22 protein-coding genes and 1 pseudogene are annotated in these 25,080 nt (G+C 43.5%); 11 read left to right on the top strand and 12 right to left on the bottom strand.

Annotated features, from left to right (window positions below):
* The coding region (locus F6K51_RS26690; RefSeq protein WP_293025828.1) for a potassium transporter TrkG at positions 1-697 on the top strand (697 nt) is incomplete at its 5' end.
* A gap of 119 nt (positions 698-816) precedes the next feature.
* Positions 817-1,512 carry a TrkA family potassium uptake protein gene (locus F6K51_RS26685; protein WP_293025826.1) on the top strand — a complete coding sequence of 232 codons (696 nt, stop codon included), beginning with the start codon at positions 817-819 and terminating at the stop codon, positions 1,510-1,512.
* On the opposite strand, the gene F6K51_RS26680 is transcribed toward F6K51_RS26685, so the two are convergent.
* Positions 1,509-2,900 carry a tetratricopeptide repeat protein gene (locus tag F6K51_RS26680; protein WP_293025824.1) on the bottom strand — a complete coding sequence of 464 codons (1,392 nt, stop codon included), beginning with the start codon at positions 2,898-2,900 and terminating at the stop codon, positions 1,509-1,511. The two genes, F6K51_RS26685 and F6K51_RS26680, sit on opposite strands and share 4 nt — an antisense overlap.
* A 99-nt stretch (positions 2,901-2,999) precedes the next feature.
* Here F6K51_RS26680 and F6K51_RS26675 point away from each other — a divergent pair, with 99 nt between their 5' ends.
* The gene (locus tag F6K51_RS26675; RefSeq protein WP_293025822.1) at positions 3,000-4,352 is read left to right on the top strand and encodes a TldD/PmbA family protein; all 1,353 of its coding nucleotides are present in this window, start codon (positions 3,000-3,002) and stop codon (positions 4,350-4,352) included.
* Positions 4,353-4,500: 148 nt separating this feature from the next.
* On the opposite strand, the gene F6K51_RS26670 is transcribed toward F6K51_RS26675, so the two are convergent.
* The 3 genes from F6K51_RS26670 to F6K51_RS26660 all read right to left on the bottom strand — a co-directional run bounded on the left by F6K51_RS26670 (position 4,501) and on the right by F6K51_RS26660 (position 7,951).
* Entirely contained in the window at positions 4,501-6,456 is a 1,956-nt protein-coding gene (locus F6K51_RS26670; RefSeq protein WP_293025820.1) for an ATP-binding protein, read from the bottom strand.
* A gap of 53 nt (positions 6,457-6,509) precedes the next feature.
* Complete coding sequence (locus F6K51_RS26665) at positions 6,510-7,448, bottom strand: phosphate/phosphite/phosphonate ABC transporter substrate-binding protein (RefSeq protein ID WP_293025818.1); 939 nt, start codon at positions 7,446-7,448, stop codon at positions 6,510-6,512.
* Positions 7,449-7,738: 290 nt separating this feature from the next.
* The gene (locus F6K51_RS26660; RefSeq protein ID WP_293025816.1) at positions 7,739-7,951 is read right to left on the bottom strand and encodes a hypothetical protein; all 213 of its coding nucleotides are present in this window, start codon (positions 7,949-7,951) and stop codon (positions 7,739-7,741) included.
* A 980-nt stretch (positions 7,952-8,931) separates the two neighbouring features.
* Between F6K51_RS26660 and F6K51_RS26655 the strand changes: the two genes are divergently transcribed.
* Positions 8,932-10,692 (top strand): choice-of-anchor I family protein, encoded by a 1,761-nt coding sequence (locus tag F6K51_RS26655; RefSeq protein ID WP_293025814.1) that lies wholly within the window; start codon positions 8,932-8,934, stop codon positions 10,690-10,692.
* 449 nt (positions 10,693-11,141) lie between these two features.
* Here F6K51_RS26655 and F6K51_RS26650 read toward each other — a convergent pair whose 3' ends face one another.
* Complete coding sequence (locus tag F6K51_RS26650) at positions 11,142-12,590, bottom strand: hypothetical protein (RefSeq protein WP_293025812.1); 1,449 nt, start codon at positions 12,588-12,590, stop codon at positions 11,142-11,144.
* A gap of 247 nt (positions 12,591-12,837) precedes the next feature.
* Positions 12,838-13,311 (bottom strand): secondary thiamine-phosphate synthase enzyme YjbQ, encoded by a 474-nt coding sequence (locus F6K51_RS26645; RefSeq protein WP_365940232.1) that lies wholly within the window; start codon positions 13,309-13,311, stop codon positions 12,838-12,840.
* Positions 13,312-13,339: 28 nt separating this feature from the next.
* On the opposite strand from F6K51_RS26645, the gene F6K51_RS26640 reads away from it, so the two are divergent.
* From F6K51_RS26640 to F6K51_RS26620, 5 genes are all read left to right on the top strand, one after another.
* Complete coding sequence (locus tag F6K51_RS26640; RefSeq protein WP_293025810.1) at positions 13,340-13,582, top strand: hypothetical protein; 243 nt, start codon at positions 13,340-13,342, stop codon at positions 13,580-13,582.
* Positions 13,583-13,746: 164 nt separating this feature from the next.
* Entirely contained in the window at positions 13,747-14,580 is an 834-nt protein-coding gene (locus F6K51_RS26635) for a cyclase family protein (RefSeq protein WP_293025809.1), read from the top strand.
* A gap of 529 nt (positions 14,581-15,109) precedes the next feature.
* A complete protein-coding gene (locus F6K51_RS26630) occupies positions 15,110-15,586 on the top strand; it encodes a hypothetical protein (RefSeq protein ID WP_149030860.1) in 477 nt (158 codons plus the stop codon).
* 34 nt (positions 15,587-15,620) lie between these two features.
* Positions 15,621-15,815 carry a hypothetical protein gene (locus F6K51_RS26625; RefSeq protein WP_149030861.1) on the top strand — a complete coding sequence of 65 codons (195 nt, stop codon included), beginning with the start codon at positions 15,621-15,623 and terminating at the stop codon, positions 15,813-15,815.
* Between the two features lie 43 nt (positions 15,816-15,858).
* On the top strand, positions 15,859-16,251 hold the full coding sequence (locus tag F6K51_RS26620) for a hypothetical protein (RefSeq protein WP_293025805.1): 393 nt from the start codon (positions 15,859-15,861) through the stop codon (positions 16,249-16,251).
* A 211-nt stretch (positions 16,252-16,462) separates the two neighbouring features.
* Here F6K51_RS26620 and F6K51_RS26615 read toward each other — a convergent pair whose 3' ends face one another.
* The 4 genes from F6K51_RS26615 to F6K51_RS26600 all read right to left on the bottom strand — a co-directional run bounded on the left by F6K51_RS26615 (position 16,463) and on the right by F6K51_RS26600 (position 21,531).
* Entirely contained in the window at positions 16,463-20,233 is a 3,771-nt protein-coding gene (locus F6K51_RS26615) for a hydantoinase B/oxoprolinase family protein (protein WP_293025803.1), read from the bottom strand.
* 212 nt (positions 20,234-20,445) lie between these two features.
* On the bottom strand, positions 20,446-20,766 hold the full coding sequence (locus tag F6K51_RS26610; protein WP_293025801.1) for a hypothetical protein: 321 nt from the start codon (positions 20,764-20,766) through the stop codon (positions 20,446-20,448).
* A gap of 77 nt (positions 20,767-20,843) precedes the next feature.
* Positions 20,844-21,266 carry a helix-turn-helix domain-containing protein gene (locus F6K51_RS26605; RefSeq protein ID WP_293025799.1) on the bottom strand — a complete coding sequence of 141 codons (423 nt, stop codon included), beginning with the start codon at positions 21,264-21,266 and terminating at the stop codon, positions 20,844-20,846.
* Positions 21,247-21,531, bottom strand: a complete 285-nt coding sequence (locus tag F6K51_RS26600) for a type II toxin-antitoxin system HigB family toxin (protein ID WP_293025797.1) — start codon at positions 21,529-21,531, stop codon at positions 21,247-21,249. The genes F6K51_RS26605 and F6K51_RS26600 overlap by 20 nt, the downstream gene beginning before the upstream one ends.
* 1,014 nt (positions 21,532-22,545) lie before the next feature.
* On the opposite strand from F6K51_RS26600, the gene F6K51_RS26595 reads away from it, so the two are divergent.
* Positions 22,546-23,421: an alpha/beta hydrolase gene (locus tag F6K51_RS26595; protein WP_293025795.1), complete on the top strand. Its 876-nt coding sequence runs from the start codon at positions 22,546-22,548 to the stop codon at positions 23,419-23,421.
* Positions 23,422-23,510: 89 nt separating this feature from the next.
* Here F6K51_RS26595 and F6K51_RS26590 read toward each other — a convergent pair whose 3' ends face one another.
* On the bottom strand, positions 23,511-23,660 hold the full coding sequence (locus F6K51_RS26590) for a hypothetical protein (RefSeq protein ID WP_293025793.1): 150 nt from the start codon (positions 23,658-23,660) through the stop codon (positions 23,511-23,513).
* A 28-nt stretch (positions 23,661-23,688) separates the two neighbouring features.
* Here F6K51_RS26590 and F6K51_RS26585 point away from each other — a divergent pair, with 28 nt between their 5' ends.
* Positions 23,689-24,321, top strand: a complete 633-nt coding sequence (locus F6K51_RS26585) for a hypothetical protein (protein WP_293025791.1) — start codon at positions 23,689-23,691, stop codon at positions 24,319-24,321.
* A gap of 56 nt (positions 24,322-24,377) precedes the next feature.
* Here F6K51_RS26585 and tnpA read toward each other — a convergent pair.
* A pseudogene (gene tnpA / locus F6K51_RS26580) lies at positions 24,378-24,786 on the bottom strand (IS200/IS605 family transposase).
* Positions 24,787-25,080: the final 294 nt, after the last annotated feature.

The following is a 25,080-nucleotide window of genomic DNA, read 5'->3' as shown; positions in this document are numbered from 1 at the left end:
CCGACGACGTCAGTCTCTGGAATTTTCCCTGAATTTTAAAGTAGTCACTAGCACCACTATCTTTTTGTTGATAGTGGGAGCAATCGCATTTTTATTCATCGAATTTAATAATTATAACACTCTAGGACCTTCAACATTATCAGACAAATTTATCAAAGCCTGGTTTCAGTCAGTGACCACCAGAACCGCAGGCTTTAACACCATTGATATTGGTAAAATGACCACAGCCGGGTTATTTATTACCATTGCAATGATGTTTTTTGGAGCCAGTCCAGGAGGAACAGGTGGTGGGATAAAGACTACAACAGTAAGAATTTTAGTTAGTTCTACCAAAGCAATTTTACAAGGCAAAGAAGAGGTTTATCTATATAAGCGCCAGGTGCCAATTGAGCTAATTCTAAAAGCCATTGGAGTCTTAGTAGGGTCATTCGCTACAGTAATTCTCTCAACACTTTTAATTTCCCTAGCTGAGCCAAATATGGATTTTATTGAGATTTTATTTGAAGTTGTCTCAGCCTTTGCTACTGTCGGTCTTTCCACAGGGATTACCCCAGACGTTTCTACCTGGGCAAAGCTAGTTTTAATTGGAACAATGTACATTGGCAGGGTTGGAGTTTTGTTGCTGATGGCATCCCTACTAGGAGAACCCCGTCCCAGTTCAGTTCACTATCCAGAAGAAAACTTACTTGTGGGATAATCCTAGGTAAAAGGTATACTGGCTTGGTAATGGCAAATTGCCAATGGCAATTAACACTTAAAAATCAACAAGGAACAAGTAATAAAAACTTACTATAGCAGTTATCAAAGGAGGCCGAAGTGAATCTATCATTTTTAACGTTTTTGCGTAACCTACCCAAAGAAAATAAACAGTTTGCCGTTATTGGACTAGGGCGTTTTGGTCGAGCTGTCTGTTCCACACTATACCAACTTGGCTATGAGGTTCTGGGTACTGATATTGATGAAAAACTAGTTTGCCAAGTGTTAACCGAAAAAATAGCTTCCCATGCTGTGCAGCTGGATTCAAAAGAACCCTTAGCATTGAAAGAAGCCGGGATTTTAGAATTTGACACAGTAATTATTGCCATCGGTAACTATTTACAAGAAAGCATTATCACCACCCTCAACTTAAAAGAAGCAGGAGTTCCTTACGTCATTGCTAAAGCTTCCTCAGAAGTTCATGGCAAGCTGTTAAAACGGGTAGGAGCCGATCATGTAGTTTTTCCTGAGAATGACGCAGGTTGTGCTTTAGCACGCTCCCTCACCAAACCATCCATTTTGGAATGGTTTGACCTAGACTCTAAGCACAGTATTGTCGAGGTCAGAGTGCCAGAAAAATTTGATGGCAAAACCATTTTGGAACTGGAATTGCGCAAGCGCTATGGCTTGACTGTCCTGGCTATTAAGGGAGATGCTGAATTTGAGATTAACCCTGACCCTAATCAACCTCTGTACAAAGATATGCTTATGGTTATTATTGGCTCCAACCCTGATATTGACCGCTTACCCATTTAAAGCTTAGGAATCCCTCTGTCTGGTTCAGACTTTTCCGGTTCCATATGTTCAGTTTCAGTGGACTCTATCTTAGGAGTTTCTTGGGATTCTACCTCCAGAATTTCAGGAGACTTCATGTGTGGAATTTCAGGAGAGTCTACCTCAGGAGTTTCTTGAGTATCAACCAACTTTTCTTGTGCTTCTAGCTGCTTGATGTACTCATCAACCTCTGTCACCTTCTCCTCATTACCAGCAAAGGCGAATAACTCTCTAGCTTTGACCAAAGAAGAGAGAGCTTCCTCTCGCTGTTGAGACTTTTCTAAAACTACACCCAAGTTGTAATGACCTTCTGCTAATGCCGGAGACAGGCTAAGAGCTTGCTGATATTCAGCCATGGCTTCCTCATACTGTTCTTGCTGTTGTAGAGCAACACCGAGGTTGTAGTGGGTCAAGGCGTGGTAAGGATCGAGTTGCACAGCTAATTTGAGTGTGGTAACTGCTTCGGCGTACTCACCATTCGCTGTCAGTGCTGCCCCTAGCTGTCGGTAAGCATCCACATTTTCCGGTTCCAGTTCCGTCACCAAGCGAAACCGAGTAATCGCTTCCGCCAACTCCCCTTTCTCAAACAAAATTACCGCTAATTGATACTGAGCCGGGGCCAAGTTCGGGTCAACCTTAACTGCTTCCCTAAAGGATTCCTCTGCCGCTGACTTTTCCCCTTGCTCCACCAGTAATAGTCCCAACTGGTAGTGTGCTTTTACCAATTTAGGTTGAGTGCGAACTGCTTGTCTGAGTGCAGTAGTTGCTGGTCCAATCTGGTCTTGCTCGACTAAAATCAGTCCCATGTTATAGTAGGCTTTGCCATAATCTGGGTCTAGGCGAATGGTGGCTTGGTAGTGTTCGATCGCCTGTTCTTGATTACCCTGAGATTCCAGAGCTAACCCTAAGTTATAATAAATATCGGCTGATTCAGGATTGAAAGACAACGCCTGTCGATAAGCAGCGATCGCACTATCGGGTGCCCCTTCCTTGTAAAAAGCAATGCCTAAGTTGTAATAAGCTTGTGACAAGGTTGGGTCAAGGGCAATAGCAATTTGGTATTGTTCCAATGCCAGCTGGTTCTTACCCTGCTGCAAAAACGTATTCGCCAACAAGTAACGTCCCATGGCCATATAGGGGTCAAACTCAAGGGCTTTACGAAAAGCGCGCTCTGCCCCAGGAAAGTCCCGACGTCCGTACAGTTTCACGCCAACTTGAAAGTATGAAGCCGCATCCAGGTTATTGGAGTATGGACCTTCCATCAACTGCTTGGTTCCTTTATACTCAGGAATCTCTTTACCTTGAGCTTGACCAACACTTGTCAAACCAAAACTGATGATAGTGGCAGCTAGCAGCGGTATCGTTCTCATTCACCCTTTTCCTATATGCTGAGACATTTTTGGTATACTACAGGATAATATTTTTTTACTAGAATAATTCGCCGCTTATCAAGCCCATCCCCACAGGAAATGACCCTAGCTGCTGCTCCGATATGCGATCGCAAAGATCAAGCCCTATCCTTAGTCGATTCAGTCATTGCCCAATCCCAGGCAGAAGGGGTATTCGTCAGTCTCAGCCTTGGTGACGAATTTCTTAGCCGCTTCTCGGAAAATCAGATTACCCAGAATATCAGCCGCCAACGCTGCCAACTTACCATTACCAGTTATTTCGGTAAGCGTTGTGCCTCTGCTACCACAACAGAACTAGACCCAGAGGCAATAGCCCAAACTATCCAACGTTCAGAACAACTGGCTCGCATTGCCCCAGAAGATCCTGAATGGGTACCCCTACTGGAAGCCCAGGATTATGAGCAACGCACCCCAGCCTTCGATCAAGCCACTGCTACCCTTTCCCCCTTGGAACGGGGAGAAATGGTCAAGGGAATATGTACCTTAACTGCTAAGGCAGGAGTGGAAGGGTCGGGTAAGCTTAGTACTCAAGCTTTTTTACGAGTTGTGGGGAACTCCCAAGGGTTACGAGCCTTAGACCAAGGTACAGAGGCAGACTGTAGCGTGACAGCCCGTATAGACGATGGTTCAAGTTGGAGTCATAGCACCGCCTTTGCCATAGAGCAGTTACCGATTTTAGAGAAGTCATCGATAACAGGTCTAATTGAACGAGCTAAAGCCTCACGTCACCCCCGTAAGGTGAATCCAGGTACCTACCCAGTTATATTTGATGGTGCTGCCTTTGCGGAATTGCTGTCTTGGGTAATCTGGAATATGGATGCTCGGGCAGCCGATGAAGGACGCTCCTTTATGTCCCATAGTGATCAAACCGGTAAGCCTACTGGTAACCGCTTGGGTCAGCCAATGTTTAGCCCGATAGTGCAGGTACAACGCCACCCTGCTCATCCCCTACTTCAATTAGGCACTTGCTTTCGGGATGGATTGAGTAATCGCTATACCGAGGTGATTAAGGACGGTATTCCCCAAATCCTTTACTATAGCCGCTATTGGGCAGCTCAGAAAGGCAAAGATCCCACCGGACTATTGTTTCCCATTGTCATGTCCGGTTCTAGCCAAAGTCTAGCTGACCTGATTGCCCAGACAGAGCGAGGTATTTTGGTAAATCGTGCTTGGTATGTGCGCTATGTTAATCCCAAAACCCTAGAAGTCACAGGTATGACCCGTGACGGCACATTCTGGATTGAAGACGGTCAGATTGCCTACCCGATTAAAAACCTGCGCTTTAACCAAAGCCTGCCTCAAATGTTAAAAGAAATCGATGCCCTAAGCCAAGTACAGCGCTACGGTAACATCGTAGTTCCAGGAGTTCGGGTCAAGGCATTTAACTTTGATAGTATCACTGACAGCATTTGAGGCAAATCATGAATGATGAAATATGAAGAATTAAAGAAGAAAGCTGTCATGTGAAATGTGAAAGCTCAAATGTGAAAGCTCAAATGTGAAAGCTCAAATGTGAAAACTTTACCTTTTACCTTTTGCCTTCACTTAACCCATTACCCATTTAGCCCTTAGGTGTTTCTGCTTTGGGGTCATTTACTACAGCAGGACAACGGATGGTAAAGCTGGAGCCAACACCAATCTCGCTTTCCACCATAATTTGACAACCCATCATGTCGCAGAAGCGTTGGCTGATGGAAAGACCTAAACCCGTTCCACCATACTTTTTGGTGGTTGAATTATCTGCCTGGGTAAATGGTTGAAATACTTTGTTTAGCTGTTCTGGAGTCATACCAATGCCAGTATCAGCTACTGAGAAGATCAACCAATCATCAGATTCGAGATTCGCTAAGGTATTGGAGGAAGTAGGGATATCGATTGTGGTGTAGGAAGCACTTGAGGATCTCGAATAAGGTTGGGATAACTCCAAAATGAGTTCGTTCTTGCCATTCCTATGGTTACTTCCTTCACGCTTAATGCTAAAAGTAATCGTGCCTGTCTCAGTGAATTTGGCAGCGTTACTTAGCAAGTTTAACAGAACCTGCTTGAGCTTAGTCCGGTCAGCCACCATTGTCCCGAGAGAGTCAGCACTGCTGATCTTTAGACTATTGTTCTTTTTCTGCATCAGTGGCTTAGCAAGGCTTTCCAATTCCACTATCAGGGTGGTAACATCAAAGCTCTCTAAGTAGAGGTTCATCTTGCCTGCTTCAATCTTTGAAATGTCTAGAACATCACTGATCAGTGTGAGCAGGTGCGTACCAGAGTTCCAAATCTCCTTTAAGTCAGAGACGAACTCGTCATAGCCTAACTCCTCGGCATCTTCCCAAAGCAACTGACTTAAGCCCAGAATACCGTTCAGGGGTGTCCGTAGCTCATGGCTCATACTAGCCATAAACGCACTCTTGGCATGGTTGGCTTCTTCAGCCGCTTCTTTTGCCTGTTGCAACTCAATCTGAGCCAACTTGTTCTCCGTAATATCCCGGACAATGGTCAGCACTTCTTTATCTCCACTGACCACAATCCGTGCTTCAAAATGGCGGCGTTGGCCATTAATAAACCTCTCATGTTCAAAGATTTGGATCTCCCCAGTTTCCAAAGCTTGCTGAACATTGCTGATATAAAGTTGAGCTATCCCTTGTGGTAATACATTATACACCGTTTTACCCAAGACTTGATCTCCAAACCCAAAAGAGCTATGATTCCTTGCCGCTTTATAATCTAGAAATGTACCATCGTGACTAAAGTGCAACATTAAATCCGGGATAGCATTGAGCAAGGCTCGATTTTTCCCTTCACTTTGGCGCAGAGCTTCAGCTCGCTGTTCCAAATTTTCAATGACTTTTCGCAGCCGGGAAGTCATCCGGTTGAAGGAATCTGCCAACATCGCTAGCTCATCCTTGGTGTGAACAGTAATCTTCTGGTTCAAGTCCCCAGCAGCCAAACGCTTGGTTGCAGCAGTCATCTGTTGCAATGGTTCAGTGATTGACCGACTCAGCAGCAGTGCCAACAGGGTACCGGCAGCCGCTGCGGTTACTGCCACCACTAGACCTTGATTACGTACCGCAGCAATTTTATTATTCAGGGGAGCTGTAGACAGTCCGACACTAATCGCTCCCACTGTCTGATTCCCGAGAATCACTGCTTTCCCAACAGTAAGTTGGTCAGCATCCCACTCAACATATATCTTATCAGGTTTTAGCCTTAGCAGCTCCTGGCCAACAGAGTTACTCTCGAGACTATACACCTGACCGTCTACCGAATCGGCTTTGGCTACGATCCGTCCATCTTTTTGGTATATGAAACCCTCCTCCACTAACCCCTGATCCCCCAGCTGCTCCATGACCTGCTCCAAAGCATCAGCATCTGCAAGGTAGAGCGCATCAGCAGTCACTAAGATCAGAGTATTAAGCAATAGATTCGCCTGTTGCTTGAGTTCTTTACGAAAGGTTTGTTGCTCACGGTGCAGAGATAGCATGGTGACACTAGCCACTGCCACAATGACCAAGCTAGTCATAGTCATTGTCAGTTTAGTGGCTAATGGCCATTGTCTCCAGCTAAATCTGCCCATGCAATTTACCGATTCTCAACAATGTTGTATAATTGTTGCATCCTTTCCAACCCCTGTAGAGTTAGGAATTCATCAAACTTAGCAGTCTTCTGGAACTTAGTCAGCACTTCTTTGCCCTTGGGGTCGTTATGCATGGTAGTCAGAATACTCTTGAGCTGAGCCATTAACTCAGGATCCATATTGCCTGGAACCATCACGACTTGCCTAGGCACCTTGTCCGTCTCAGCCAAAATAGTCATGGCGTCCCGGACATCCTCCGGGACTTGCTCGAAAGTCTGGTTATCCACTGCACCAGCGTCTGCCTTTGAGCTAATCACCCATTGGATAGTATTTTCATCATCATCACTGAAGATATACCCCACCTCATTAGCTGCAACTACATCACTGGCTGATCCCTTTTCATTAGGCTTCAAACCTGCTTCAATCAGATAAGCCATAGGTAACATATAGCCAGAGGTCGATTGTCTATCATCAAACGCGACCTTCTTACCCTTTAGATCAGCTAGGGATTTAATCCCTCGGTCTTTCATAGTAAAGATAATCGTGTGGTACTCAGCATCACCCCGTTTCCAACGGCGCAAAATTGGTTGAGCACCAGACTCTTGATTAATCCTCATCGCTGGGTAGAGACTATCGAAGTATAGGTGTACCTCCCCTTCTTTGAGCCAGCTGATCATGGTAGGAAAATCGGAGGCAATTTTTACTTCGCCAGTGTTAATATCGAACTCACTCAACTTCTCAGCCAGGTAATTTGCCAGGGGCTGGAAGCGGCGGATCTTTTTGGCTGGATTCTTTGAAATATCACCTAATACAATCACCTTAGTGTCTTCAGAAATTGTCGATGGCTCTAAGCTAGGGTTTGATTGTTCGGCTGGTTGACTACAGCTCACTAAGGAAGTGAGCATACCAACGAGCAGAACTTTTCCTAACAGCTTGGTTAACATAGTGTCCTACTCTCAATTACAGTTAGAACCGATGTCTTCACAGGTAGATACTAGGATTAGCCATGTCAGGATGGCTACCTTAGCAAACTTAGCAAAGTTTTCAGTGAATCTACCTCAGAATAGCGATTTCCTGCAGGACAATCTACCTCAACACAAAAGCCCATAGGTAAATTCACTGATTCGGTTATCCCCTTGAACTGTAGATGCCTTACTAATTCCTTGGGTTAGGTGAAGATCAATACAGGAAAACTTAATCCTAGAACACCCTAGTGCAGTTGGGCTAGAGCGAGTTACATGCTTACAGGGAATGACACGCTCGCCTGATGGACAAAGGTAAAAGGTATTCCTATTACCCCAAGCCCTTTTCCTTGTCCTTTTGGTGAAGCCTCCGAAAAATCATCTCTTTGAGAGTACCTTAGTTTCACCAGTTTCACCTCCCCATAGACACCCTGTCCTAAAGCAGAACTTGCATAGCTCGAAGCTCCGGTTTCTTGAGAAGTCATAGATTACCTCCCGGTTAGACAATGACTCTTGAGCATCGGAGTAGATGCATTTAGTGTGGTAGAACCTAGGAGCTATTTTATATGGTATCACTTTATGTCGTGACCTAACATTATCTACTTACTAGCAATTGGTTATATATCTTAATATTTATGGGCTCTGAAGGTACACCTTATAGTAGAGTATATCGAATTGCATTATTGTATTTTTTTAGAGTTTATAATTGTTTTTTTTGTTGCTTTAGTTTTAAAAAAAAATCTAAGTAATATATTACCATTAACAATAGGAAGCTAAATATCAAATAATAACGACATAATAAACTTAATATTAAATTGTTTAATATTAAGTTTATTTTTATTCGTTCCAGTATTAAGTTTAAATTGAATAATTCTACTTGGTAGTATAACTAGATCGACGCTCTAAATTTGGCGTAACAAGGTTAACTACCCTAACTACTATTGATAATGGCGGCATTTCAGACTCTGCTATACATTAATAAGATTTAATATATTGTTAAAAAAAAAAACAAACAATAGCTAGTTGGTTATATATAAAACTATAAAAAAAACTAGTAATTATGATTAATATTCAGAGTTATAATAATTTTTTTATATAAAAACTTAATCAGATATCCAAAACTATGGTATGATTTGTTAATCATATTCTGCAAATTCCCGCCAAAATGGCGTGAAACAAAGTTGGATTAGGTTTTAAATTAAAGTGATCCCATCAGGCTTTGGTGATTCCTTATTTAAAGATTGATTAAATACTTTGTGAAGTTTCAGTAAAGATTTGGTGAAGTTTCAGTGAAAATTACTAGAACTACACGAAATTGAGCACTGATTTAAAAAATTTCTCATAATTGCATCATAAATTCCATGATAACCATTTCATTTAAAGTATTAGCTAGGTATTCCTATACCTAGACGAGGCAAGGAACACCATGGTAAAAGATCAGAGTCCATCTATTTCTCATAGAAAAATGCCTAATATCATACAAGCAACCATTAACTCAACATTGCTGTTGGGTATACTTACATCACCTGCCGCCGCCTTCTCCCTAAACATCACACCGATTTCTACCTTTTCCACGGGAATCTTCGATGATGGGGCGGCGGAGATATCGACTTTCGATCCACTCAGCCAAAGGTTATTCGTTACCAATGCTAGTAGCAATCAAGTGGATGTCCTGGACTTTGTCGCAGGCAACCTCTCGTTATCCACCACCATTCCCCTGGAATCGTTTGGGGCAACACCAACGAGTATTGCCTCTACCAATGGCTTACTAGCGGTTTCCGTAGCCAATGAAGTGCGAACTGATCCAGGAACAGTGGCTTTCTTTGACACCAACGGTAACTTCAAAACATCGGTCACGGTTGGTGCCTTGCCTGACGCGGTAACCTTTACCCCAGATGGCACAAAGTTACTGGTTGCCAATGAAGGAGAGCCAGCCTTCTCAGAGACTTTAGGTCAGATCCTTAATCCAAAGGGGTCGGTTAGTATTATCGACCTTCTTGACTCGAAGCATCCTACTGTCAGGACTGCAGACTTTAGTTCGTTCTCAAAGCAGTATCTCCAAAACCAGGGAGTTAACCTCTTTGTCGATGCATTGGAAGAACTTGAGGCTTCATCCCAGGAGGAATTCGGTATTGAGGATTTATTCCAGTCTCCGATTACCCCTGATCGGGATCTCCAACCGGAAAACATCACTGTCTCAGACGATGGTAAAACTGCCTGGGTAGCACTCCAGGAAAACAATGCCATTGGTGTTCTCAATCTAGAAACTAATGAGTTCACTAACGTTGTGGGTCTCGGTGTCAAAGATCACAGTCAGCCTAATAATGGCTTAGATACCAGCGATAGAGACGATGCTATCAATATCCAAAACAGGCCAGTGTTTGGGTTATTCCAGCCAGACCAACTTGATGTCTATACCGTTGACGGCATAACTTACTTGGTGACTGCTAACGAAGGCGATTTCCTCCGCATTGAGGGTGACTTAGACGGTGAAGAAGTAAGGTTTTTCCAGGAAGATGATCGGATAGATGACTTAGTCTTAGACCCAACTGCCTTCCCTGATGCGATCGCTCTACAAGAAGATGATGTTCTTGGACGTTTGCAAGTGTCAACGATCAATGGTGACCCTGATGGAGACGGTGACTTTGACGAACTGTTTGCCTTTGGAGGACGCTCCTTCTCAATTTGGAAGGTAATAGAGGATGACTTAGAGCTAGTTTTTGACAGTGGTGATGCTTTTGAACAAATAACTGCTGACCTATTTCCAGATTTCTTCAACGCTGAAGCTGAGGAAAACAACTTTGATACCCGCAGCGACAATAGAGGTCCGGAACCCCAGGGGATAACAGTGGTTGAGTTATTCGGTCGCTCCTTTGCCTTCATCGGTTTTGAGCAGATTGGTGGCTTCATAGTCTATGACGTTAGCGATCCTGAAAATCCATTCTTTGTGAATTACATCAACAACCGCGACTTTCTAGGGGATCCTGAGGCTGGTACAGCAGGGGATCTTGGTCTTGAAGGATTGCTGTTCATATCAGCAGAGGATAGTCCCAACCAAACACCGATGCTAGTTGTTAACAATGAGGTCAGTGGCACAACTACTGTCTACTCAATCGAACAAGTACCAGAACCAAGTTCGATATTGGGTCTGTTTAACGTTATTGCTTTAGGGTGTATGGCTTGGAAGGGAAAGCTTTCAACAACATGTAAAGAGACTAGCCTTTAAAGGGAAGGGAGACTGGGGGAATAATATCTCCTCCAGTTTAATCACTTGCTATGCAGGTAAATCTTTAATTGTTAATTGTTAATTGTTAATTGTTTATGTAATTATTTAGGTGTAGGGGTTGACAAACTCTGTAACGTGTGAATTTGGCAGCAAAAATCAGCAAATTTGGATTGTTTAATACAGTTTGAGTCAGGCCGCTGGCAAAATGCACAAAATAGCTTCACAAACAACCCCAAAACCTGAATAATTACATTTTCAATTTTCAATTTTCAATACACATCACACCCTTTAATCTAATAAATTTAATCTAAATTTAATCTAAATTTAATCTAATCAATGTATTCAAACTGTTTTATTTGGTATTATTCCATCATCCCATCACCCCATCACCCGCTACAAGAATTGTCGATTGAGGGGGCAAAAAGTCATGAATTGGGTTATGAATTAGGTCAAGGCCAAGGAATCTGGGGATTAGCGGCCAACTCGCTAGCCACTGCTGCTGCGCCATATTGATTCAGATGACTGGGATCAGCAAAATACTGATTTTGGTTTAGCCACTGCCTGCCCATATCGATAAAGATAAATCCTTCACCAGTTTGTTTGAGCATCCACTGCTGCAATTTCTGTTCACGATTCAGACGCACTGGATCTAAATAGTCTTTGGTAAGGGGTAAGTTAACCACCACTAAGGGAATATTTTGTTGCCGCAAAAAGCTTTTAATAGCATTGACAGCAGTAGTCTGTTTACCGGCAAAACTGAAGGGCTGATAATCGGCATCATATCTCCCTGACACTCGTGGATGGCTCCGATAGTAAATTTTGGGGTTAAAGGTTCCATTCATAGGGATAAAACCATTAGCATTGATGGCAAAAGTACTATAGCCAGTGTTGGCGGTAGTTAACTGTTTGGAAACCAGTTGCAGGTTGCAGGTTGCAGGGTCTAGGTTGCAGGGTCTAGGTTGCCGATTTGAAGTTAAGGTCGCTGTTGCCCAAAGTCTAGTTTCCGGTGCCCATTTTTGATAAATTTTAGTAGTAACACTGGAAATAGTAGACTCAGAAATAGCTTGGCAAGTATTGGCAGATTCCTTTTGACTTTTAGGAAGTGTGGGGCGATCGCCTGCCAGCAAACGTTTATATCCCTCAGAGGCGACAAGGGATTGATAGGTGCGGTCTACTCGTCCACTATTGAAGGCACGCACCCCATCAGCCCAGATCACTAACCGTGGCAATTGTTCTGGAGTCAGGAGCTGACGGAGTTGGAAGTCAACAAATTGAGCTGTGGCACCATTTACCCCAAAATTGAACACCTTTAGCTCTCCTTTGCCTAATATCCCTAAGGATTTTTGGAGTTGCTGAGGATCAAGCCCTTGCAATGCCCGCGAACTACCTACAATTAGAATGTCAGGCGTACCAACGGCAGCAATATAGGATAGATAAAGCCGCAGCTGCTGATCAAATATTTCGTTATCAAAACTAGAGAAGGGCAAGGATGAAGTGGTTGCTACTGCTTCAAGGTAAGCTAACTCTAGGTTCTTGATATATTCAGCAATTTTTTTTTGAGCAAAAATCCGTTTAGGACTGTCTGCTGGGATAGTTTGCAAATCCTCAATGGCTTGAATCCACTCATTGATCACAAAATCCCAATCTTCTGTTGATCGAGCCAATTGTGCCATAGCAGTTGCTCTTCGTTCTTTTTTCATACCCTTGGTAATCGGATCAATAGCAGAGCAGGCTGGGGGAGAACCCTGAGCGACTACTTGATTCCCAGGGGATACTGCTACTGAGGGGAGTAGTGTGTTTGCTGCATGGTAGAGTGGCGTAGTCTTCCAAAAGCCAGCCGCAAGTAGAAGTGATGCTATGGTAGCGCTACTGTAGAGTCTAAACCAGAATTTCCGCATGGTTGTGATGGGGTACGCTCAACTTACTTCAATCAGTTCAAAGTCGAACTATGTTGACACTCTACCCTTCTTAGAAGGAAGAGGATTCTTAGTGAGAGCGAGTCCAATATTATCTATCTTAGCACAACTTTGATACCAATGTATTAACGGAGTTTGCTCAGCTCATTCTATCTATAATTATCTATAATTAGGATAATGGTGTTTAGTTAAACCGTTCTGCTTCAGCCAATTCCTAGTAAGCTAGTTTTTAGGTTTCACCACATAGTTGAATTAAAACAGTTCTGTCTCTAGGACCATCTAATTCAAGGAATAAAACAGATTGCCAGGTGCCCAAAGCCAATTTGCCATCAATAATAGGAATATATTCGCTGTTGTTTAGCATCATGGCCATTAGGTGAGAGTGGGCATTGATCGGCTCATCAGGAGGTACAATCCTTAAGTGCAGGTCATTATGGAGATATTTACCATCTTTAGGGGCTAGCTTGTCTAGATGGACTTTAATATCTTCGAGTAATCGTTCTTCGTATTCATTAATGGCTAACGCAGTAGTTGTATGTCTGGAAAAAACTAAAGCATGACCGTTTTTAAGCCCAGTAACCTCTATAAATTTGCTGATGTAATCGGTGATATTGTAGATAGCGATAGATTCGTGGGTTTTAAGTTCGATTATTTCACTCTTGACCAGCATGACTGCACACCAATAAACTAATAACGTTGACAATTAAACTAAAATACCAAAAGTTTTGAAGATGAAAGAGCAATTGCTCCGTTGGCTTAACCAAATTTTAATGCTCGATGTTTTTCTAGTCTTATTGAGCTTTTTTTGGTTTGCGATCGCATTGGTTGGTCGTTCGGTTGGTATTCCCTTGGGACTGGAACTATGGTACAGCCTTTGGGAACCAGTATTTACTCCCGCCATTGGCGTGCTGATGGCTGGAGCAATTGTGAGTGGACTAATTAACCAGATTTATAAGCGTTTGACGTCGAATTGAGTAAATAAGTGCGTAACTGTGTAAATGCGTAAGTGCTTAAAAATCACCAATAACTATATAAATATGGATAGAAGATGGACACTGATTCATGCTTAATCCTTGATGCTTCATGGTTTATCCTTAATCATTGATACTTCATTTGATAATTTTTCTAGGGAAGAGCCATGTTGCTTAAAGCTTTGTTGGTCTTAACCATGATTGTCATAGTCGGTTTGGCAAACCCGAGCACTGCCCAAACCGCTGACTACCCCAGTCTTTGGGATAAATTAGCAGAACTAAAGTCCCATGAGTTTGTGGATTTAACCCATACCTTTCATCCCCAGATTCCCCACTGGCCAGGCTTTGATCCTGAAACACGCACCACAACCTACTACTACGATGAGATGGTTGGCACCAAGGGGTCTGGATTTTGGGCACAGCGCTATAATATTCCAGGTCAGTGGGGTACCCACGTTGATCCGCCAGCTCATTTCGTTAGGGGTAAACGGTTTCAGGATGAAATCCCGGTCACTGAAATGGTGCTACCCCTGGTGGTAATAGATGTCAGTGACAAGGTGACTCAGAACCCCGACTATCAAATTACCCTGGAAGATGTACAAGCTTGGGAACAGAAATACGGTTTGGTGCCAGAAGGGGCATTTGTAGCAATGCGTACGGATTGGTCTAAGGCTTGGCCAAGTATGACCAAAATGCGAAATGCTGATGCTAATGGTATTGCCCATTATCCTGGCTGGAGCGCTGAAGTACTCAAATATCTTTACGAAGAACGCTACATTACTGCTTCCGGTCATGAAACAACTGATACTGACCCTGGAATTGCCACTAGCCAAGGGGACTATTCCCTAGAAAATTATATTCTCAGCCAAGACAAGTATCAGATCGAGTTGCTGACTAACTTGGATCAGGTGCCGGAGTATGGTGCGATCGCAATAGTAACCTTTCCTAAGCCCCTCAAAGGCTCTGGTTTCCCAGCAAGGGTGTTCGCAATTATTCCCTAGTAAGGCAAGAGGCAAGAGGCAAGAGGCAAGAGGCAAGAAATTATATAGGAATTTTTGGTGGCGATGCAGCGCGGTCTTGAGGAACTGCCCTGGTTTCCCCCACTCGCGCTTTGCATCAAGACAAGGTCAAAAACTCTAAGCCCTATATATATTTAGGAAGCTTTGGTAGATTCATGTTCTTGATGCAGCGCGGTAAAATAATTCTATGGGAAGAGATTATTGGTGACAATTTAAGTTTGTTTGCTATTTGTAAATCATGTTGTTACAAAATATTACTAAATCTCAAAGTGAAGGACACACTAGCCTGAGCTTGGTGTATCTTTAGCCTAACAGTGAGACAGTCGGACTATTGAGTGAACCCAAAATAGCCATACCGAAGAAATTCGCTTGGTGCTGCCCCTATTGAGACGCAGCTGCCAAGTTATTGAACAGCTCAAAGATTCTCTAGAGCGGAAAACAGAAATTAATCGGAGAAAACATGAATATATTTTCCAACCCCTTAAAGTTAAAGTTCATAGGGGTATCTTTGTTGGTAAATCAATTACTGTTGATGGTGTCGTCTATAGCACTAGCTTACGATAATAATGTAGACTCAGACAAATTGCAGGTTATCAAATTAGAACCAGGTATGCAAGTTACCATAAACTATAAACTTGGAATGCCTGGGGGGAATAAGCTAGAAGAGCAAGCTTTTTCAGTTTATAAGCTTTCATCATCTGATAAGTCTGATGGTGATGATGCAGTTCGTCTTTGGCGTAGGAGTGATGAGATGAATTACATTCCATTCTACTATTCTAATGACGAGGATAAACCAAACTATTTAGCCATTGCCTATCATGCTTGGTCACCAAGTGGTTCAAGGTGGTTTAATTTAGCTGCGACAAACAAAAAATTAGTTGGACAAGAAGGGAATAAAAAAACTATCCATATTAGCTATCCCAAAGGTGGAGCAGCGAATCCTTCCCTCACGATAACCCTCGAAAGGGATCCACTCAAGATATATTAATGGGGCTGAGAGGGTTGAACTCTCAGCAATCCGAATGCACTCAAATTGGCTGCGGGCAAACTATATGCTTTTAGGTTCTTGCCGACGAGTTGGCAAGTCCTTTGCCTGTCTGAGTACGGGTAATAACTTTTTGAATACCCTTAAAGAACAACTCAGCCAAAAAAGTCAAGAATCTTTTTCCTTAACTTGTCACCAATGGAAGAGGTTATCTGCCGAGAGACAGATCTAACCTAAGAGCAGTAGATCGATTTCTGAATTTAGAGGACACAAAGATGAAAGGAATTTTCGGTGCTCTACTACCAGGACTGATCACAACCGGTTTTGTAGGCGCAACACTACTACCCGCTGCACCGGCAGCTGCTGATGATTTATTAAGAGATATCGGTATTGGTGCTGCTGCTGGTGCGGTAGTTGGAGAATTAAGTGACAACGGCTCACTGATAGGTAATAGTGCCAATGGCGCTGCCGCTGGTGCTGCTGTCAATGCTACTAAGCGAGATAGAACTAGAGCTCGGCGTAACAGTGCTGGGAGTCTAGTTCAAGATGTAGGGTTTGGTGCTGCTGCTAGTGTTGTCACTGGCGTGATCATTGATAATGGCTCGGTGGTAGATAATGCGGTCAAAGGTGCTGCTACTGGTCTAACCATTAACCTCCTAGACCGTTGAGATTTCCAAGTAGCCCATACCTTGGGATTGTTTCATCCTCGGTAACCGATGTTTATTGGTAATCTACCGACTTAGCTCTGAACCTAAGTAGGTAGATTAGCTTTGTTTAGGATAAATGCTGCAGGATTAAGATCAGCATTTATCCTCTTGGCTTAGCCCAAATGCGATCGCGAAGCGGTTCCAAAGGAACATCGCATTCGCCTCCTACCGATTAGGATTGACTATCACCACTATCCAAACCAAATCCCCCACCCCCAGGGGTCTCAATCACAAACACATCACCTGCATTCATTTCCACTACCCCAGTACTACCCAACTCTTCAACAGTTCCATCCTTCCGTTCCACATAATTTTTTCCCAAAGCACCCGCTTCACCACCATTTAACCCAAAAGGCTTGACCACTCGACGTCCAGATAGAATTCCTGCGGTCATAGGTTCTAGGAAACGAATCTGGCGAATTACGCCATTACCCCCACAATGAACGCCCTTACCCCCACTATCAGGGCGAATCCCAAACCTTTCCAAAAGTACTGGAAATCGCCATTCCAAAACTTCTGGGTCAGTTAAGCGAGAATTGGTCATGTGAGTATGTACCGCATCTGTGCCATCAAAATCAATCCCTGCCCCAGAGCCTCCACAAATAGTTTCATAGTATTGATAGCGCTCATTGCCAAAGGTAAAATTATTCATAGTACTCTGAGATGCCGCCATCACTCCTAAGGCACCATAGAGCGCATCGGTTATTGCTTGGGATGTTTCCACATTCCCAGCTACCACTGCTGCTGGATAACGGGGATTGAGCATAGAACCTTCCGGAATAATTACCTCCAAAGGCTTCAGACAACCGGCATTGAGTGGAATATCGTCATCCACTAGAGTGCGGAAGACGTATAGCACTGCTGCTTTGCATACCGCTGACGGTGCATTAAAATTACTGTCTAACTGAGGCGAGGTACCGGTAAAATCAATCTTGGCACTACGGTTGTTCCGGTCAATAGTAATCGTGACCTGAATCTTAGCACCCCCATCTAACTCATAGCTGAAACTGCCATCTGTCAGCACATCAATCACCCGACGCACTGACTCCTCAGCATTATCTTGGACATAACCCATATAGGCTTGCACTGTCTCTAATCCATAGTGGGCTACCATCTGCCGTAACTCTTGTACACCTTTCTCATTGGCAGCAATCTGTGCTTGTAAATCAGCTATATTCTGAGTCAGATTCCGGACTGGGTATTGACCCCCTAACAGGAGTTGGGTTATTTCATTTTCTCGGAATTTACCATTCTCAACCAGCAGGAAATTGTCAATTAATACCCCTTCTTCCTTCACGCTGGTACTATTAGGAGGCATGGAACCGGGAGTGATACCACCGATGTCAGCATGGTGTCCTCGGGAAGCGACAAAGAATAAAGGGGAGAGGGGAGAAGGTTCCTTTAGCTCTAGGGAAGAGTTGAGGAAAACTGGAGTAACAAGGGTAACATCTGGGAGATGAGTGCCACCGTTGTAGGGATTGTTGAGAACATAGACATCCCCAGGTTTAAGACTATCACCATGGGCATCAATCAAGCTGCGGACACTTTCACTCATTGACCCCAAATGCACTGGAATATGAGGCGCATTCGCTACCAATTGCCCTTGTTGGTCAAAAATCGCACAGGAAAAGTCTAGCCGTTCCTTGATATTGACTGAATAACTGGTATTTTGGAGAGTTGTCCCCATTTGCTCTGCTATGGAACGGAATAGATTGTTAAAGATTTCGAGCATGACCGGGTCAGGATGGGGTGAAGCTTGAACAGTATTTGGTTGCAGCTGATCTATAGTGCTATTTGTCAAGCTTTCCAGGTTGTCTTGCTGGTCTCCCAAACCAGATTTAACTAAAATCAAATGATTCCGTTCAGTCACCTCTGCCTTCCAACCAGGCTCAATCACATTGGTTCCAGTTGCCTCAATAATTAATGCCGGACCCAGCACCGAATCCCCTGGCTGCCAATCCTCTCGCCTAAACACAGGGGTATCCCACCATCGATTAGCAGTATACATTTGCACTGTGGCAACGGGAGCACACATTTCACCACTGTGACGAGACCGTATCGGTTCTGTTGGGATAGCCATCCGCTTTACTAACTCTACCGAAACCGCTTCGACAATCAACGTTTTCCCTGGCACGATAAATCCATAGCGCTGTCGATGCAATCCCTCAAACTCTTCCGTAATCTGATCAATCCCACCAAACCCAACAACCAAAGCTGAATCGGTGCCCTCATAGCGCAAATGGACTCGCCGAATCACTTCAACCTCGTTACTATTCCGATCCTGGGCATGGTTGTGGTTCAACTCTTCTATGCCCTGAGCCACCAACTTGGCCAAAATTGCCTCTAACTCCAACCCCTCTACTAACTCAGCTTCAACTGACTGTTCTTTCAATACCCTGATATCGGCTAAACCCATGCCATAAGCGGACAATACTCCAGCAAAGGGATGAATGAACACTCGCTTAATCCCTAAGGCTTCGGCAATTAAACACCCATGCTGGCCACCAGCACCCCCAAAGCAACATAGGGTATACTCGGAAACGTCATAGCCCCGTTGTAGAGAAATCTGTTTAATGGCATTGGCCATCTTCTCGACTGCGATCGCTAAAAATCCTGCTGCTACTTCCTCTGGTTTTCGGTTATCCCCAATCTGTTCGACCAATCCTTCAAACCTCTGCCTTACCACCTCAGCATCCAACGGCAAGTTACCATCCGCTCCAAACACCTTGGGAAAAAACCCTGGCTGCAACTTCCCTACCATCACATTGCAATCGGTCACTGTCAACGGACCCCCCTTACCGTAGGAAGCAGGACCTGGATTTGCCCCAGCCGACTCTGGTCCTACCCGATAACGGGCACCATCAAACTGGACAATGGAGCCACCACCGGCAGCTACTGTATTAATTGCCATCATTGGTGTGCGCAGCCGCACCCCAGCAATCTCAGTTTCAAAGGTACGCTCGTATTCCCCGTTATAATGGGCTACATCTGTAGAGGTGCCACCCATATCAAAGGTAATGATCGTCTCAAAACCACCAATTCGACTAGTCTGTACTGCTCCAACAATACCGCCAGCAGGTCCTGATAAAATACTATCCTTCCCTTGAAACTGTTGCGCGTCCGCCAGTCCTCCATTTGACTGCATGAACATCAATAGTCCAGAAGTTTTTCCCCGTAAGCCTTCGGGCAGGGTAGGTTGAAGGTTATTTTCCAAAGCTTCATTGGTCAAGCCGCCAAGCTGCAACTCTTGTTCTACCTGATCTACATAGCGACGCAGAATCGGTGATAAATAGGCATCAACTACTGTAGTATCCCCCCGACTGACTAATTTCATCAAAGGGGTGACTTGATGAGATACTGATATTTGGGTAAAACCAATCTCTAATGCGATGGTGGCTATCTCCTGTTCATGAGTGGGATAGCGATAGCCGTGCATCAAGACAATGGCGCAGCTACGAATACCGTCATCATAAGCAGCTTGCAAGGATTGGCGGGTTTCAACCAGATTGATGGGGATTAGCTCTTCACCCTGGGCGCTGTACCGTTCTTCTATCTCAATCACCCGTTCATAGAGCATTTCAGGGAGCACAATTTCACGGGCAAAGATATTGGGGCGATTTTGATAACCGATGCGCAAGGCATCTTGGAAGCCCTTAGTAATTACTAGGACAGTGCGATCGCCTTTCCGTTCCAATAACGCATTTGTGGCTACTGTCGTTCCCATCTTGATCGCTTCAATGGCATCACTTGGTATCGGCTTACCAACAGCAATGTCTAAAATCTCTCGAATTCCCTGTACTCCAGCATCTTGGTACCGTTCAGGATTTTCTGAAAGCAGCTTATGAATTATCAACTGCCCATCCGGTCGTTTTGCCACAATGTCCGTAAAGGTACCACCTCGATCAATCCAGAATTGCCAGCGTCCAGTGGAAGTAGTAGTCATATTTGCCCGATTTGTAATAAAACATTAAAGAAATGGGGAAGATGGCGGAGAATTTCCCAATAGTTTTGATTGTCGCTCTCGCCCCGTAGGGTGCGTTAGGGGTGGGCTAACCCTGATTTTCCGCCTCTGAGTGCCTGGTTAAAGTAGCCCACCCCGTAACGCACCACTTTTTTAATTAATTTCAATAATATACAGTTTAAATGCACAACAGCTTATAACGGATAAAATGCCATAGGTGAAATCAACAAACGTTTAGACAGCTTTTGGATTTGTCCAATTGTCAATTCTTGTTGACCACTAACAATTAAATTACAGGTTGCTTCGGAACCGAAAATATCTATAATTTCTTGAGATTGAAGATAATGATCCTTCAGAATTACTCGCAATAAATCGGTTCCATAAATGTCATGTACTAACTGACCACTATTGTTGCGCTTATGTTGGAAAAACCTTTTCAGTCCCTCTTTGACAAGATAACCAAAAAACATAAACCCTAGGCGTTTGCCAGCTTCAATCAATAACTCATCCCACATGATTTTGATCTCCTGTATAGGGAATAGATAGTCACCAGGATAAGAACTACAATTCCTTCTCTTGGTTACACTTACATTTATCTTGGAAAGAAGGCAGAAGGGGAACATTTGAAATAATCTGCCAGTTTCTGGATATGTTCCACGGTTAGATTTCTTTTGCCACTTAATATCATTGAAACAATTGATTTCGTCTTAAAAACGCTAACTAGGTCTTGCTGACGCAATCCATGTTCCTTGATGAGTAACTTGAGTAAGTCAATCCCGTGAATATCTGGAATTAATGTTTTCTTCCTCTGATAGTCGTGCAATAGTACAGTCAAAGTAGCAAGGTAACTATCTTGATCTTCAGTTAACTCGACCCATGCCTCTAAATCTAGAAGCAAGTTAATGAGATTTTTGGCTGCCTCTTCCTCCGCCTCAGACATAATGGGAAGAAGTGGGTGTTCTTTTACCAAATCAAGATAGCTTTTTGGAATGGTTTCATAGGTCTTGTCTATCATAATCCGCGTTCGCAATAATATTGCGAACAACTATATGCTTGTATTTGAAGTTGATACGAGCTTTAAGGGTGTAACGACCGCATCCAATCGTAAATAAAGCGTTACTTTCTTTACCCTCAAGATAGGGAAAAGATTGACGCATTTGCTCAAAGCTAGACCACTGTCCTGTTTCTACAAGCTTGAACCAGGTAGCTATGTATTCGGTTGACTCTGGGTGGTTTTGCAAAAACTTAGCGATGTCAAAAAAAGTGAATACGGTATGCATGTTAATATCTCCAAGTAAGGATTCAACGAGAGATCCTGGCAAGGAGCATTAAGACACTCATAACATTACAAGCAAGGGCATCGCCAGTCGTCGGAGACCACTCGTAATGCCCAATATACAAAGATTTCGCGCAAAAAATTGCCCATTAGATAGGACAATTAATCGTTCCAATTTCCTTGTATTCTTGAACATTACGAGTAGTCTCAATGCAGTCCTGTTCATAGATACCTCTCTAGAACTAAATTGAGTACGTCGTTATGCAAGATCTATTAACAACACTGTTGTTAAGATCTCTAAGCAGGTACACAAAATTGATTACACATTTTACAAAACTATAATCCTTACACTGTAAGGGTTATAGAGATTGAGACTAGGTAATTAATTCTGCGATCGGTGCTTATGTAAACTAAGTTAGCAAATTGCGAACTGGTTGTCAACCACCCCTTCAAATCCTTGCCCGACTCAATCAATATCGAGGGTAAGGGACGCGCTACGATAAGCCAGTCTGGGAACTTTTGCGCTCAGCAATTTATCTGGCTGCTGCCCTAATCTGGCTTAATTGATCACATGTCCTAGGAGTAGGATGCTCACTGCTAGCAGAACATCTAGGAAAATCAAATCAGAAAGACAAGCCCAGTTGAAAGCCAATTGAAAAGTTAATTATAATTGCACAATGCTATTATGATCAGGAATATCAAGACCAAATTATGTAAGCATTCAGCGATCAGCGGTCAGTGGTCAGTAGTCAGCGGTCAGCTTATTTTATTCAAAAGCACATCAAGTAGCGTGTGTATAGCGCATAAACTGATGACTAATAGCTGTTCGCGTAGCGTGCGCGTAGCGCATTAGCTGATAACTGATAGCTGAATGCTGATAGCTGAATGCTTACCAAATTATTCACTTACCGATGACTTGAATTAATTAATTCTTATAACTAGAAGTCTCAACAATACATTGCTCTTCGTTTGTATTATAATCCTCCTCATCAAGCCTAAGACTGAGAAGACTAGACTCGTGAAAGCAAAAGCCAAACCCAAGAAACTACTAGGTTTTTTATATACTTGCTTATTCCTTGGTTTAGGAATACTCCCCACAGTAGTCAAACCAAAGCCAGCCAAGAGTGCAGAATACATTTACTTTAACTATGGTCCGTTAAAATTGTCCCTTTCCCGGGAATCCCTGGAGATTTTCGCCAATGAGGGCAGAATTACTAAGGAATTTGAGTTCTACGCCCAAATGCTGAACCCAGAAGCCTTGGAACAGTTGCGGATGCTACTCCAAAAGCGGATTAAAATCAGTCCTGTTGCCATATCTCGCTTAGGTAAATCCCCCATGGGAGAAGCCTTTCTGGAAGGTTTGGGAAAGATGATTAAAACGCACCCTGGTCGCAATGGTTTACATAGTCTTAGGGGAGCGCTGGTTTTGGCAGCAGCTGACTCCGAAGGTCTAACTCTAATGAATATAGTGCGTCAGTTTCCCACCGAGGGGATGTTGATTGATACCGACTATATCTTTAATGTCCAAAAAGAGCTAGCTACCCTATTTCGATATCGAGATGCAGCCGTGAATGCGATCGCAAACCAAGCCACCCGAGAAGCCGCTGCTGAGAATACCATTGATGTCTCCCAGTTAACAGACTTACAACAACCTGGTCCTTATCAATTCACAGACCAAGTCATCACCCTTTCCGGTCGCCGCCGTCAATCCCCTCTAGGGTTATCCGGAGAAACCAAGTTTGAGGTTGCTCTGTACTTACCCAAAGGCAATCCCAAACCAGCCCCCTTAGTAGTCATGTCCCATGGCTTTGCCTCAGATCGCAACCATTTCACCTATTTAGCTTCAACCGCGAGAAGCCTCACAACGAACATGCGTAGCATAAGTGTGAGATGAATCGCGGACAGAGTTTTTTTACCAAGCAGGGAACTCAAAATCGTTTATATCGTCTATAATGAAAGTAGTAGGGTAAATCAAATTAAGAGCTAACCGCCACCTACGTGCCTAAAATAGAACTCATTATATTGTTCCGGTGCGGAGGGGCATCCCGTATCGTTAATAAAGCTTACCGAGTATCCGTTCGCGTAGCGTCGGCGAAAGCCGATACCGTTGGGTGGAGTTGGTAAGAAGCCCACACTATAATCTTTGATTCAGTGTGGGAGTATGTCACATATTCGATATGTGCTCGATGAGCTCGAAGACCTCTCTAAATCTGACCCTAATTTTGCTAATCAGCTGAATCTGGAACAGGTTGGTGTGATTGGTCATTCCTTCGGGGGTTACACAGCGTTAGCCGTAGCAGGTGCAGAAATTAATGATTTAAGACTGCGCCAAGTGTGTCCTGATCAAGACCCAACCTTCAATCTCTCTGTACTGCTCCAATGCCTTGCCAATCGCTTACCCCCGTTTAATTATGACTTGCAGGATCCACGGGTCAAAGCTGTAATCGCTGTTAATCCTATTACCAGCACAGCCCTTGGTCCAGCTAGCTTGGCTAAAATTCAAGTGCCAGTCATGATTATGGCAGGTAGCCACGACATCGTAGCACCCACTGTCCCAGAACAGATTCACCCCTTCATCTGGCTCAATACCCCAGAAAAATATCTGGCAATGATTGTTGATGGCAACCACTTTTCCACTAGTGGTGCATCGGGCGACGATTTTGCCCTGTTTCCTAGAGAATTACTTGGTTCCAATCCTCAGGTCGGACTTGCTTACCTAAAAGCCTTAAGCTTAGCTTTTGTTAATACTCATATTCGGGATTTACCAAACAGAGAATTAACAAGCGAGAGTTAGCTACCTAATTTATTAGGTAGGCGTGGAGCGTACCGGGATTTATCCCGGCTCTCGTGTTATTTGCCCTTCTGGTTTTCAATATACCTTTTCACTGTTTCTGTGTTTGCGTTTCCGGTAGTTGAACAGAAATAACTAGGAGACCAAAGAGTTGGGAGCTTTAGTAATTCAGGGAATTCTCTTCTGAGATGATGAGAAGCTCTTCCTTTTACCCTTTTTATTATTACCGATGGAGCATAAGTAGGGTCAACCTCCAAGAACATGTGGACGTGATCTGGCATTATCTCGCTTTGCGATAAGTCTCCAATTATTATCTTTGCAGAGTTCAAAAATAATTTCTTGCAATCTCATTTTTATGCTTCCGGTTAGTACTGATTTTCTCCTTTTTGGACACCAGACAAAGTGGTAATTTAGTAATGTCAACGAGTGAGGGGTTGTCCTGAAAATATATTGATTTTTACTGGTCATATCCGTTGACAGTAGCTGTATATTAAATATATAATATAAACAATGAGGTGACAATAAGATGTATGGATGCCAGCAGCACTTAATAACTACGACGGTTGAAAATCAGGCAGTTATAGAGTTCATCTGTTCGGAAGCTAATAAGCTAACAAATTGTGGCTTGTATTATTGGGTGCATCCCGATTTTGCAGTGAGCATAAATACTCAAGTTCGGTTTTGAGCAATCAGAGCTAAGCTTTGAGAAGTTGACCTATAATCAGGTGAGTTCTGCGAATGGATGCTGACAAACATGCCCAA

It is taken from the genome of Moorena sp. SIO3I8 (assembly GCF_010692325.1).
Lineage (GTDB): Bacteria > Cyanobacteriota > Cyanobacteriia > Cyanobacteriales > Coleofasciculaceae > Moorena.
This window is presented reverse-complemented; position numbering and strand designations above follow the sequence as displayed.